The organism is Bacillus sp. SD088, assembly GCF_017355205.1.
GTDB lineage: Bacteria > Bacillota > Bacilli > Bacillales > Bacillaceae_C > Lederbergia.
Map to the genome: position 1 here is coordinate 193,769 of NZ_JADIJK010000005.1, position 12,613 is coordinate 206,381.

At 39.5% G+C, this 12,613-nt stretch carries 13 protein-coding genes and 2 pseudogenes; 7 read left to right on the forward strand and 8 right to left on the reverse strand.

Translation table 11 applies throughout. The annotated features are described in order from the left end of the window. The first annotated feature begins 353 nt into the window (after window positions 1-353). The 3 genes and pseudogenes from IPU53_RS06500 to IPU53_RS06510 form a co-directional block, all read left to right on the forward strand. Window positions 354-794: a helix-turn-helix transcriptional regulator gene (locus IPU53_RS06500; protein ID WP_207449063.1), complete on the forward strand. Its 441-nt coding sequence runs from the start codon at window positions 354-356 to the stop codon at window positions 792-794. Further along, window positions 791-1,972 carry a macrolide family glycosyltransferase gene (locus IPU53_RS06505; protein WP_207449065.1) on the forward strand — a complete coding sequence of 394 codons (1,182 nt, stop codon included), beginning with the start codon at window positions 791-793 and terminating at the stop codon, window positions 1,970-1,972. Before IPU53_RS06500 ends, IPU53_RS06505 begins: the two co-directional genes overlap by 4 nt. 351 nt (window positions 1,973-2,323) lie before the next feature. Continuing rightward, window positions 2,324-2,812: pseudogene (locus tag IPU53_RS06510) on the forward strand (alpha/beta hydrolase); the annotation flags it as partial. Window positions 2,813-3,276: 464 nt separating this feature from the next. Here IPU53_RS06510 and IPU53_RS06515 read toward each other — a convergent pair. The 7 genes from IPU53_RS06515 to IPU53_RS06545 form a co-directional block, all read right to left on the reverse strand. Beyond that, a complete protein-coding gene (locus IPU53_RS06515) occupies window positions 3,277-3,921 on the reverse strand; it encodes a DUF2306 domain-containing protein (protein WP_242698102.1) in 645 nt (214 codons plus the stop codon). 130 nt (window positions 3,922-4,051) lie between these two features. Beyond that, entirely contained in the window at window positions 4,052-4,816 is a 765-nt protein-coding gene (locus tag IPU53_RS06520; protein WP_207449069.1) for an SDR family oxidoreductase, read from the reverse strand. 68 nt (window positions 4,817-4,884) lie between these two features. Next, window positions 4,885-5,721 carry an SGNH/GDSL hydrolase family protein gene (locus IPU53_RS06525; protein WP_207449071.1) on the reverse strand — a complete coding sequence of 279 codons (837 nt, stop codon included), beginning with the start codon at window positions 5,719-5,721 and terminating at the stop codon, window positions 4,885-4,887. Window positions 5,722-5,900: 179 nt separating this feature from the next. After that, window positions 5,901-6,308, reverse strand: coding sequence for a DUF6220 domain-containing protein (locus IPU53_RS06530; RefSeq protein ID WP_207449074.1), 408 nt, complete (start codon window positions 6,306-6,308; stop codon window positions 5,901-5,903). A gap of 132 nt (window positions 6,309-6,440) precedes the next feature. Further along, a complete protein-coding gene (locus IPU53_RS06535; RefSeq protein WP_242698103.1) occupies window positions 6,441-7,175 on the reverse strand; it encodes an ABC transporter ATP-binding protein in 735 nt (244 codons plus the stop codon). Beyond that, window positions 7,165-7,560, reverse strand: coding sequence for a GntR family transcriptional regulator (locus tag IPU53_RS06540; protein WP_207449076.1), 396 nt, complete (start codon window positions 7,558-7,560; stop codon window positions 7,165-7,167). Before IPU53_RS06540 ends, IPU53_RS06535 begins: the two co-directional genes overlap by 11 nt. Window positions 7,561-7,563: 3 nt before the next feature. Then, complete coding sequence (locus IPU53_RS06545; protein ID WP_207449078.1) at window positions 7,564-8,379, reverse strand: hypothetical protein; 816 nt, start codon at window positions 8,377-8,379, stop codon at window positions 7,564-7,566. Window positions 8,380-8,707: 328 nt separating this feature from the next. On the opposite strand from IPU53_RS06545, the gene IPU53_RS06550 reads away from it, so the two are divergent. After that, on the forward strand, window positions 8,708-9,484 hold the full coding sequence (locus IPU53_RS06550) for a GNAT family N-acetyltransferase (protein WP_207449080.1): 777 nt from the start codon (window positions 8,708-8,710) through the stop codon (window positions 9,482-9,484). A gap of 15 nt (window positions 9,485-9,499) precedes the next feature. Here the strand turns inward: IPU53_RS06550 and IPU53_RS24840 are convergent. Beyond that, window positions 9,500-9,911 (reverse strand): annotated as a pseudogene (locus tag IPU53_RS24840) (MFS transporter); the annotation flags it as partial. Window positions 9,912-10,194: 283 nt separating this feature from the next. On the opposite strand from IPU53_RS24840, the gene IPU53_RS06555 reads away from it, so the two are divergent. The 3 genes from IPU53_RS06555 (at window position 10,195) to bla (ending at window position 12,581) form a co-directional block, all read left to right on the forward strand. Then, complete coding sequence (locus IPU53_RS06555) at window positions 10,195-10,461, forward strand: CD3324 family protein (protein WP_207449082.1); 267 nt, start codon at window positions 10,195-10,197, stop codon at window positions 10,459-10,461. Window positions 10,462-10,592: 131 nt separating this feature from the next. Beyond that, window positions 10,593-11,459, forward strand: a complete 867-nt coding sequence (locus IPU53_RS06560) for a TrmH family RNA methyltransferase (RefSeq protein WP_207449083.1) — start codon at window positions 10,593-10,595, stop codon at window positions 11,457-11,459. Between the two features lie 183 nt (window positions 11,460-11,642). Further along, window positions 11,643-12,581, forward strand: coding sequence for a class A beta-lactamase (gene bla, locus IPU53_RS06565; protein ID WP_207449085.1), 939 nt, complete (start codon window positions 11,643-11,645; stop codon window positions 12,579-12,581). Window positions 12,582-12,613 lie beyond the last annotated feature (32 nt).

A 12,613-nucleotide genomic window follows, 5' to 3' on the forward strand; every position in this document is an offset into this window, starting at 1 on the left:
CCCGCTGAATGAAGTTTCACTTTATGTTATAGACACAATATACAATTCGACGCTGGACATAAGCAGAAATCGGGCTATTTTTTATAAACGGCATGACGCATTAATGATTCGAGTGGTCCATTTATCTTGCAGAAAGTATTCTCATGAACGGAGAAGAATTTGATCTCGAAGGCTACAAAAATGAATTGATAGAGATGGTAACGAAGATGGTGAAATAAATCTGATTATTTGAGTCGAAAGCACAGATACTCTCCGTGGATAAATGCCACAATTTTTAACAAAAGGTGATAAGAGTTGTTGGTAGAATTACCTTATGTCTTCTGTATACTTAACTATATAAGGAGATGAAAAACATGATTGGTATGAATATTCGTGTTTTACGTAAAAAGACCAAACTTAGTCAGGAACAATTGGCTGAGAAGGTAAATGTATCACGACAGACCGTAGCAAAGTGGGAAAATGGGGAGGCTTTGCCTGATATCTATAAATGCAAGATTCTTAGTGATATTTTCCAAGTCACCTTGGACCAATTATCACAGAATATGAGTGAAGAAGAGACAAACCAACTGGCTCCCAAGGGAAAGCATTTTTTTGGTGTTGTGAAGGTAGGAGAACGGGGCCAGATTGTGATTCCCAAACAAGCACGGGATATGTATCAGATTCATGCTGGTGATAAGCTAGTGGTTTTGGGGGAAGATGCAACAAAGGGGATAGCCGTTTTAAAAAGTGAGGGGTTCTTAGAATTTGCGGAGTTAATCCAAAAATCCAAACCGACGGAAGCTGATTCAGAATGAAGAAAATCGTATTTTTTTCGATCCCAGCACACGGTCATACCAATCCCACGATTCCAGTCGTTACTGAATTAGTAAATATGGGACATCAAGTTTGGTATTATTCTTTTCTAGAATTTCAAGAAAAAATAGAATCCGCTGGTGCGACATTTATTACTTGTGATGAATTTTTACCGAAAGTTTCACAAGCAGAATTGGATCGCAAGGCTGGCAAAGACTTTGCCGCATTGATTGAAATGGTTGTCGATACGACGATTGCTTTGGATGAAAAGGTATGTAAGGAATTAAGCGCAAACCAGCCGGATTGTATTGTATCAGATTCGATATGCTTTTGGGGGAAATTAATTGCCAAGAAATTGAGAATCCCCTATATATGTTCAACCACTACCTTTGCTATAAATCAGTACACAGCAAAACGAATGAAGCAAAGTCTGTTGGAAGTTTGCAAGATGATTGTAGGGATGCCTCGGATTAATAGAAAGATTCGCTTACTCAGAGAACATGGTTACGAAGTAAAGAATTTTGCATCACTTGTTCAAAATGATAATGAAACAGACACCATTGTTTACACCTCAAAGGAATTTCAGCCGTTAGCAGATACCTTTTCTGAGCGCTATGCATTTGTGGGACCATCCATCAATCAACCAACGCTGCAACCGAAGGATACAAAAGAAAGAAAGATAGTTTATATTTCCCTTGGGACTATCCTTAATAAAAATGCTGATTTTTACCAAAACTGCATCAAAGCTTTTGCAAAACAAGACTTTGATGTAGTGATGTCGGTTGGTGAAAAAACGAAGATTTCGTCTCTTGGTAACATTCCGGAGAATTTCACCGTGAAACACTCCGTAGATCAAATATCGGTATTACAGTCAGCAGAGGTATTTATTACTCACAGCGGCATGAATAGTGTCAGTGAAAGCTTGTATTTTGGAGTGCCAATGGTTTTATTTCCACAACATAGTGAACAAAGAATGGTCACTGACCGAGTTGTTGAATTGAATGCAGGGATAAAACTCAAAGGGAAGCAGTCAAAGCATTTACTGGCTGCGGTAGCGGAGATACTTTCGAAGCAGACCTACAAGCAGGGGGCGCAAAAGCTGTCAAAAACCCTTCGAGAAGCTGGCGGTGCGCGAGAAGCAGCCAATGCGATTTTGGCGAGAATTTCGGACAAATCTTAATGGTTCTTTATGAAAAATAAATTTTCCAATATAGGTTGAATATGATCAAACTTTGCTTTAAAGAGTTAGTAATAAAAACGTTAAACACCAAGGACGAATAATGCATTATCTTAGTGGATTATATGCAGCCAGCAATTCGTTTCTAGGGGGGAAATGCTTATGTTCGGCTTCTTTAAAGATAGTGCATTTTCAATAAAAACTCCAGTTTTGTTATTCAATAAAGGTGGCTAACAATGGTATTTTAGTGATTCGAGAAGAAATACTTAATGTCCATATGTGATATACTTAAAAAATTAATAGAACATAGATATAAAGCAAGGGATTAATTGCGAGTAAATCAGCTGTTATTCCATACGGCATCCGGAGCAGGTACAAGTGCTGGTTCCACATGAACCGATCCTCTTGCAACTTTTGGTTGGAAATGAGCTGAAACAGGCAGAGTTATTCATGGAGGAGCTTAAAAAGGATCATCGAAGTCAGGTCATAAAGTTATTATCAAATTTAGAAATCGATGATCTCAAACCCGGACAATCTATGGACGTGTTAGCAGAGCTACTGCTCAGTAATTCAACGTACTTTACTGAACATGAAATTCCGGGAATTCTTAACTATACGTTAAACATTAATAGAATAAAAATAGTGTTAGCCTCTGCATCAACACAGATGCTTCCAGCGGGTGGAGCTGCTTCACGGGAGTTTTTTCCATACCGTTGCGCAGTTGCTTTAGCGGAGCAACTGGGGATGGAAATCGTAGAATTTCCTGGAGATCATGGGGGGTACAACTCAACGACACATAAAGAGTTCGCTAACCAGCTGCACAACGTTTTGGTGAATGCCTAGAAGGGAATTCAAATGATCCCACATTAACGGGTAGTAATACCCTTACTGGAAGCAGCCTTGCTCGGAGCCAGTGTTCCGTTTAAAAACCTTGAACTAATGAAGATAAAGTCACCTTCATTGGTTCAAGAACATTAAGAAACAATAATCCCCCAACTCAACGCTTGAAAGAATATGAAGAAGCGTGGGTGGGGGATCACCAGCCAATCCCGATTAAGCGACAAGGATCTTGCTGTCTGATACTGCCAACGAGGTTTTGCTCATCTAAATCAGTGGGGATTAAATTAACTGTATGAGTTTCGCATTATGTTAGCTTTTGAAGTTCGCCATGAATCAATCTACATTATGTCCATATTCAAATATATCGATCATCGCATAAAACATATGAATCATACCGGGGGAGGCAGTTATTTTTTACTTTTTTTGATATATTTATAGTTTTTTCAGAAGTTAATAGATAACAAAAATTAAAGCTTGTTAAAGGGCCGCTTTAAAATTATCCACTCAACAATCGTAATGTTCAAAATAAGCCCTACCCAAATGTTCACCTTTAAAGCTTCTTCGGTCATCTGCATTCTCCCTCCTGGAAGAGTAAAACCATGAAAAATAACATAACTAAACAGAATAACCGGTACTAGTATTCGTGCACTAACAGCTACCAATGTTATAGCAAAGCTGCGGATCATCCATTTCCGATGTTCATCATAATGTCTTTGTATCGCTTTACGGTAGGCTTTCAAGGTCGTAAACAGCCATGCAATAGCCAATACAAGAAAGGCCAACGCTTTTGTGAAATTTTCGTCATAAAAATACAACACAAAAGCCAGAAGTCCACTTATAAAGACACTTACGACATAAGTTCTGCCGATATTGCGATGAAGCCTGGGATTTTTAAGACGAATACGATCGACAAACTGAAGAAAGCCAGCCACCAAGGCGATAAAAGCTAATGCAATATGCGTGACTAGTACCGGATATTGAATAGTGGTGGATGTAATCGCCACACGACTTTTGGCGGGATCAAGAGTCAAGTAAGGATACATAAAAGGCAGCATTACCCCGATTGACACAATAATTAAAATCCACCAGCTCTTTTTGTGTTTTACCATCATTTCAAACTCCTTCGATCCTTAAATTAGCTTAATCATCTAGGTGCAACCGTCCGTAACTCCTGCACTTAAAGACTATGAATCTTTCAAGAAGACCAAGTAGGGAATAACGGACGCTAACACCCCTATCGTTTTATAAAATTCCGCCTCCAGAAGTATCAACAATTTGGCCGGTTACCCAGCGGCTATCGGGAGAAGCGAAAAATGCTACAACATCTGCAATATCCTCCACCTGCCCCAGGCGGTTAAAAACCGAAGATTGTGCTGCATATTTTTTAGCTTCTAGATTTTTTAATCTTTCGGCATTTATTTCAGTTTCAACAACCCCAGGCAAAAGGGCATTGACTGTAATTCCACGAGTACCCAGCTGCTTTGCTAAATTTTGTGTTAATGTGTTCAATCCAGCTTTGCTTAAATTGTAAATGAGGGTCCCCGGAAAATTATTTTGAGTTGAAGCAGAAGAAATATTGATGATTCGACCTTCATTCCGTAACCGATTCAGAGCCAGTTGAGTTAAGAAAAATGGTGATTTTAGATTAACAGCCATTACTTGATCGAACGCTTCTTCTGAAATCTCTTCAATGGTTCCCATATAAGAGATACCGGCGTTGTTGACCAAAATGTCAAAGGTGGTATTCCCAGTTATTGCTTGCAATTTCGAATCCAGTTTCTCAAAAAATGCTCGCATGTTACTCGCTAATTCGAATAAGTACTGAATGGCAAATGCTTGACCACCCATTGCTTCAATTTCTTGCACCGTTTCATTTGCAGCCTCTTCATTCTTGGCGTAATGAACACTTACCAAAGCCCCATCCTTTGCTAAACGCAATGCAATTGCACGACCTATTCCTCTGCTTGCCCCTGTCACTACAGCAATCTTTCCCTTTAATGGTTTCATTTTTCCCCTCCTAATTTTATGAGCTGATTTTGACAACAGTACCTACCCATAACGTCAAATATAAAGAGTTACATTCCAGTTTCCCTCGTAAGTTCTTCAACCAGCCAAGTCACTATTGCTTTATGACCAGAGATTGATGGGTGCAGTCCGTCCACTTCCATCCACTCTGGTGAAGCAGGCATTCCAAATCTCGTTTGTGTATCAATAACAGGATCAGATAGACGATGAATCATATTACTTACAACATGAATATCTTCATTACGACAACATAGCTGTCGAAAGTATGGGAAAGCAGCCATTCTTTCATCATTAATAGGCGTTGGCGTGATCCACACCCACTGGGCAGCGCTATTTACTGTAGAGATCCGTCTAATTTCGGAAATATTCCTAGCGGTTTCCTCTGCACTAACTTGTGTTTTTGTAGGCTCTGGACCAAACCGTAGAACATCATTGCCTCCAATCATACAAATAATCCAATCGGGTTCTTGGGCGAGAATACCGTTAAATCGTCCAAGGAGTTGGGTGGAGGTATCTCCTGAAATCCCTTCGTTAATCATGCGAATATTATCCTGAGGTCTTTGTCTTTCTAACAAACGGCGCAAAATCTCGAACCACGAGAGGAGATCATCCGTTGTGCTTTCGCCAACTCCGATCACGGTTTGCCCTGCTTCGAACGGCAGACGATTGACCCTGTCAGCAAATTCAGGATTTGCAAGTAATTGGTCTGTAGCTTCTTTTGTTTCTTGCTCTAATTGACTCTTTATGTCTATATATGTTTTCAAGTCCATACCGTATAGAGTTGCTAATGTTTCTTCATCAATCTGACGAGCGAACTTTAGCAGCTTTTCTGGATGCTGCATCTGAATCATCTTTTTCCATTGCATTTTCATCTGATCTTTCCCCATATCATCATCTCCTCGTTATGGTCATTCATGAATTAACGTGTTTTAAACCAGTCCAACTGTCCTTAGGGCTAACGATACCAATCTTCTGATAGATCTCACTATTCGAAGAGGTGCAGCTAAATCTTCTTGTGTCAATATCACCTCCGTTTTGTTAAACTTGTGTCAAGAGAGCTCATGTCTTAAGAAACTTGCTCATGGTTACGCTGAAAAGAGAGCCCCCATGAAGCTTGGGCAGTGTTGATCGCTAACACAAACATTCCCATGCCGGTTACCGGATGAATAGCAGCGATATAATTAGTCATATTCACAGTAGCGTATTGAATTATGATCAACACAATTAACCCGATCGGCATCCAACGGAGTCCTCCTTTGATCTGCCCGGTAAATGCCAGAATCAGCAAAATAACCGGGATGTACTGAAAAAAATTGACGAACGCTATGTGTAACTGCCAGTTTGTTGCATTCCAGAAAATTGCCATACCGGATAAAAACACTTGAACCAACAGACAAGCTGCAAAAATCATTGCCAAAATTGTGTAAGCGTAACGTGAAATTTGCACGCCAGTTGCCACATTTCTTTGTTCCATTTTTTTCCGCCTCCAAGTTAATTTGATTTTAAAGCCTCTCATTTGTCTTTACGATTTCGGCCATTCCCCAGTCTAGAAGAACGTTTGCTTGTCGCCGATAGGCGGACGCCTTGCGCTTTGGTTCTAATCGAATCAATCTATCCCGGCTTTAAAGGAAAAACGAGTGGACCCGAAGGTGTCCATCATCCAACTGACAAGGCCATCTCCATACATGGCACGAATGCTCTCCACTTCATCGAGCTTGACAATCCCCCCATCTTTTATGGCGACAACCATATCTAGGGCTGGTTCGATTTCGGATACTTCATGTGTTGTCATCACTACCGTCTGTTCTGAAGGATCAACGAAGGCAACAAGCCCTTTAATGACAGAATCTCGGATCATCGGATCTAACCCGGCCAAAGGCTCATCCAGTAACACAATCGGGGCGCGCCTTGAGAGTACTGCAATCATTTTTAAGCGTGTCTTACCCCCTTTGGACAAGGCATGGACTTTCTGACTTCTATCCAGCTCCATAAAATCAATCATTTCTTCCGCTTTGCTACTGTCAAAATCGCTAAATACGGTATTATAAAAGTTCAAAGTTTCCGCAACCGTATAAAAGGGGTAACTTCCTTCCTGTTCGGACAAATAGGCTACTTCCGCTGATATGCGTCGTTGTGCCGGTTTACCATTTACAATCACTTTTCCAGATGTTGGACGAAGCAGACCGGCAATGAGTTTGAGTAAAGTGGATTTTCCGGCTCCGTTGGGTCCTATGACTCCAATCACTTTCCCTGCTGGAAGTTCAAAGCTGATATCATCGAGCGCCATTTTTCCTGGGAAATTTTTCGACACATGTTCGAATTGAATTATTTTATGATTCATCCATCTTTCCTTCCTTCTTTTTTGCATTGTTTAAATAGAGCTGTATTCCCTTTGCAATTTCGTCGGCGTCAAATCCCATTTCTTTCATATCCGACACAAATGTTTCAATTTTATCCTGTTTGAGTTGTTCGCGAAGTTCATCCAGTCGCTTTTGATTTTCAGTGACAAATGTTCCTTGTCCGCGCCGTACTTTTGATATTTCCATTTGGTCGAGTTCCATATAGACCCTTTTCACCGTATTCGGATTGACTCCATACTGGACAGCCAATTCCCGTACGGAAGGTAGCTTATCACCTGGGTTGATCTCGCCACGAACGATTTGATTACATATTTTTTGTACAATTTGATAGTAAATAGGGGCTTTTCCAGTAAATTCATCTCCCACAGCCTACACCTCTACTTTCCGATCCAATAGCCAGGCCGAAATGAAAAAAACGGCTGTCGCAAACAGAAACTTAAATACGATGTCTCCCAAATAAACTGGGAAAAAACGCTGAAAAATCATGGTTACAGGAGGTCCGGGAACGGAATCAAGGGTAGGAAGTACTGAAAAATCGGAAAGATCCAACTTACCCCAATGGAAGATTAGAGCAAACAGCCCGGTATGACTGAGCCATATAACGACGATGATTCCGGCAAAAAATAACATCAGCCCTATGATCCAACGCCATCCTTTGATGGCATACTTGAGTAAATCGATGAGAAAATAAATCAGCATCCCTAACGCAGCGAGAAAAAGTGCTCGCTGAACAAAAACAATAAGTGACAAAAACCAGTGTTGTTTGATTAGTCCTTCAATCGCTAGCAATGACTGAAAATACTCTCCGCCTTGATATAGACTGCTTTGAAAATCGAGTTTCACAACCCATAACCAGAGTATTAGGTTTAAAATAAGCGACAGTAACATTAAAACAAAGCCGGCTGCAAGCTTTACGGAAAGCAGGAAAGTCCCGGACTGTGGGGACTGCATCCAAATAGGAGTATGACTTTTTTCCATTTGAAAGCTTACAAGCAAATATAAGAGCAAAAAGAAAGACTGAAAAAACATTAGCATAAATAATACCAAACTCGGAATTCCGGAATGAAATTGAAGGGCAAAATACGCTCCGATCATCTCGGCAATGATTACGACCAGAGCAGCTATCGCCCAAAAAGATTGTGTTAACTGAAATTCCTTTTTAAATAAGATCCACCACGCATTCATAAACATGTTCCTTTCTTGTATCGGTGTGATATCCAGATAGTACACTGACTCATTGATAATGTCAAGGCTAATTATCATATTTATGACAACTGCTAGAATACTAGGGTTTTTCTCGCCCAAGGTCTTCAACGGAATGGGCCACTATCATGTTTCTGAAAGTTGCTCATGGTATGCATCTCGATTCAAAGAATGAAGGGGCTAGACGAAATCCTTATTTCATCAGTTGGGATGGATATTCCCACACACTAATGGAGTTTCGCTGTATTGTTGTGATAATTATGATAAAATGGATGAAATGTATTAATACTTATAAGAAAGAAGGAATTGAATGATCTATAAAGCGAATGACGAAGTAAGGAAAAAGATAGCACCGATGTTTGAAAATATTGATAGTGTTATTATTCTTTCATATCTTCAAGGACATATGGGAACAGCTTATGTCGATGACCTTGAGAATCCAACAGTTGCTCAGATAACGGTTGGAATTTTTGTGTATTTTGCTGGAGACGCTCATACAAAGGAAGCTGAAGAGTTACTTAATAATTTACCTGAATTTACGCTCGCCATTGTGAATTCTGATGAATGGAAATCTCGTATAGAATCAGTTCATAGTGGTACGATTAAGAAGTTTCAACGATATAGATTTGAAAAGGATGCAAAGCATTTAAATAGAGCACATATACTGAACCACTTGTCTTCATTGCTAGAGAGCTACGAAATTAAGAAAGTGGATCACCACATAGCAAATGATCCATCTTTCCATGAACTCTCAGAAGACTTTGTCAGTCAATTTGATTCAATTGATGATTTTATTAGTAGAGGCGTAGGGTATGCAATCGTACATGATGGAAAAGTCGTTTCTGCAGCGACATCTTTTAGTGTATACGATGATGGGATAGAGATTGAAATTGCTACACATCCCCAATATAGAAGAAAAGGTTTAGCGACTATAACGGCCTCGGCCCTGATCTTAGATTGTTTGGATAGTGGGAAGTACCCCAATTGGGATGCAGCGAATCTTCAGTCTGTTGAATTAGCCAAAAAGCTGGGGTACATATTTAAAGAATCATATGATACTTATTTTATCGAGTGCAACCGTTCGTAAGAACCTGATACCTTGCTAACCATCAGTGGGGATGAAGAAAATTTTAATCCCCTTTTTTTCTGTTTCCCACCATAATGAATCCTCCGGGTTCTCAATAGCTTCTTTATACTCAAATTTAGAAGCAACAGTTGGGTATGAACCTTTTAATGATTTTCCTGAGGCGTTGTGGAACAAGAGCAATAAGACTAACAATCCGATGATGCTAACAATTGTAAGATAGAAACCAGGCACCAAGTTATTCCCAGTTTGGTGGACCAGTCATGTTGAGACTAATGGTGTTGTTCCGCTAAATATTGAAACCGAGACATTAAAGGTCACTGCTAAATGTTCTATAGCGAATATCTGTGTAAAACATTGTTGGTAATGTTCTAGGCATAGTGCCTTCATAAGTTGATAGCAGCACACCTAAAATGAGAATCCTAAAGAAATCAATACGATAAGGTATTTAATGAAAAAGATTGATTATATTGACAATTATGATAAGTATTGCTATTCTTCTTACAAGTTTGTAATGAAAAAATGGTAAAGGAGAGGATCCTGTGTATCTAATGGTGTGGGATGTATATATCTTACTAGGCAAGCTCCATGCAAAGTCTGCATTATAAACAGAGCTGGTTGTTTGCATGGAGCCTAATAAATAAAAGCCAGCTTTCATTCTAATGTAAGGCTTTGCTCCCTTAAAAGTATTAATTTTAAGGAGCGGAGTTAGAATGAGCTATATTAAAGCTGATGTTATTTTTCCAAAAGAATTATTAAGAGAAATACAGAAGTATGTACATGGTGAAACCATTTATATTCCAAGCCTAGAAGGGGAACGAAAAAAGTGGGGAGAGAATTCCGGAAGTCGGCAATATCTAGATCAAAGAAACAAAGAGATTCGTAAGAATTTTTCTGAGGGAATGACTATTTACCAGCTTTCAGATCTCTTTTGTCTTTCCCCTGATAGTATCAAAAAAATTGTGTACTCTAAAAAATAATGAATCAACTGGCTCGCAGCTGTCTAAAGCTGTGAGCCAGTTTTGTGTATAGTATGGTTGGCAACTGTTCTTTATATATTATTCAAGTGATATCGTCCCTATAATCAGGCCTATAAGGAATAAGAAATGGGATGATTAACATGGGTAACCTGGACATGAAGCGCATTATGGAGAAAACTAATATAAAATGGATCGGTGCGAAAAACGATAAGATTACCGAAATTAAGCGTTTGATAAAGGGAAATTATCCGGATTCTGAAAGGCTTTTTGTGGCTGAGGGGATTTGGGCACATCAAAGGCTGGTGAATACCCAGATTGAGATAAAATCATTTATACTTTGTCCTGAATGTATTTATAGCGATGAAGCCACTCAATTAGTGAAGACATTTACTGAAAAAGATGCAGATGTTTATGCCGTTTCTAGAAATGTCTTTGAGCGACTGAGTGAAAGGGATAAGCCGGACGGTTTGCTATCTGTTGGGATGATTCCTTTTTATAAGAAGGAAGATTTGGAACTAAAAGATGCCGCTGTCATTCTTATACTAGATGGTTTAGAGAATCCAGGAAATATAGGAACCATTTTGCGAACCTGTGATGGTGCTGGAGTGGATGCCATTTTTATATGTAATAAACGGGCGCGAATGACCAATCCCAAACTTATAAAAAGTAGCATGGGGGCAGTTTTCGTCATCCCAATCATTGAATTTTCCAGTACAGCTGCCTGTATTTCATGGTTGAAAAAATATCATTTCAATATCTATCTGGCGGATACCAAGTCAACTAAGACCTTTAAGGAGTTTGAATACAAAGGGAGATCAGCTCTTGTCGTAGGAAGTGAAAAATTTGGCGTTTCAGACAAATGGTATAGTACTGAAACTCAAAAACTGGTTATTCCAATGCTTGGTGTTTGCGACTCGTTAAATGTTGGTACCGCAACGTCAATATGTATCTATGAAATATGTATGAAGCGGTTAACGAATACTCTTGATATGACATAATGCAGCGAAGGCGAAAAGGAAGTTATAAGAATATTTGTTGGTTGGAATCAATTGGGTTCCAACCCTTTTCGTTGTATCAATATCTCTTCCAACTTAAAGTTTATTAAAAGTAGTTGACACCTTAATATTACAAATGTAGTATTAAGGTTGTCGACAAGTTCAATTTATATGGGAGGTTAAATTTTGAAGAAAGAAAACAAGGGTGTGCCTAATAGTATTAGTAAGGGTAAATTTTTGGCATTGGTTTATCTAATTGCATTTGTCACTTTGGTTGGGTGTGCAAAAGCAGATACCCCAAATGAGTCTGCGGTCAAAGCGAGTAATTCAGAATTGAAACAAACGATAGAAGAGGACTTTGCTCAACTGGAGAACAAGTATGACTCCAGGCTTGGTGTCTATGCGATTGACACGGGTTCGAATCAAATTGTTGCTTATCAGTCTGATGAACGATTTGCTTTTGCATCCACGTTCAAACCGTTAGCAGCGGGAGTAGTGCTACAGCAAAACTCAATTGAAAAGTTAAACGAAACAATTATGTATACAGAAGATGACTTGGTTACATATTCCCCAATTACGGAGAAGCATGTAGACACAGGAATGACGTTATTAGAAATTGGTGATGCTGCCATTCGTTATAGTGACAATACGGCAGGAAATCTTTTATTGAAAGCACTGGGAGGACCTGATGGTTTTGAGAAAGCGATGAGAGAGATCGGTGATACCGTTATAAAATCTGATCGGTTTGAGACAGACTTGAATGAAGCAATCCCTGGGGACTCCCGTGATACTAGCACACCGAAAGCCCTTGCTACTAGCCTTCGTGCTTTTGCGATTAATGAGGAGTTACTTTCCGAGGATAAACGTACAATACTTCTGGAATGGTTAAAAGAGAATACTACTGGAGACAATTTGATCCGTGCAGGTGTACCAGAAGGTTGGGAAGTCGGTGATAAGACTGGAGCCGGGAGTTACGGAACACGAAATGACCTTGCCATTGTATGGCCACCTGGTAGAGAACCTATCGTTATGGCTATTCTGTCAAGCCGTGATACAGAAAATGCGGAATATAATGATGAATTAATCAAGCAAGCAGCTGAAATTACAATTCAGGCTTTGCAATAATCTGAACATATAAGAGGTTTTCAAGTTGAAGA